The organism is Corynebacterium sp. MSK218 (assembly GCF_030232655.1).
In the GTDB taxonomy this organism is placed as follows: domain Bacteria; phylum Actinomycetota; class Actinomycetes; order Mycobacteriales; family Mycobacteriaceae; genus Corynebacterium.
Genome location: NZ_JASPGN010000042.1, coordinates 1 through 345, shown reverse-complemented (window position 1 = coordinate 345; position 345 = coordinate 1). Strand labels below are relative to the sequence as shown.

1 pseudogene is annotated in these 345 nt (G+C 54.8%); it reads left to right on the top strand.

Annotated features, from left to right (window positions below):
* Positions 1–345 (top strand): annotated as a pseudogene (locus tag QP922_RS12850) (HNH endonuclease); the annotation flags it as partial.

The following is a 345-nucleotide window of genomic DNA, read 5'->3' as shown; positions in this document are numbered from 1 at the left end:
GGCACCACAGCCTGGCTTGAACTTGGAGTCGATGAGAACACCGGCATCAAACTCGATGCCTTCATCCGTAAAACCGCCGCCCACGAAGGCCTCAGCCTGACCGAAGCCGTCAAGAAGCTTCTCAGCGGTGAAATCACCCCACCGGCAACTGTTATCCTCAATACTTATAGAGCTTGTGATGTTGACAATGCCCCAACCTATGTTGAGGGCTTTGGGTGGAAAGCCACCCCCATGCCACACGATAAACAACGCGACCTGACCACCCCAAGTGAAGAAACTGATTCCTATCGGCCAGGTGTTGGCATGCGCAAAGAAGTCGAAGGACGAGACGGCACCTGCCGCATC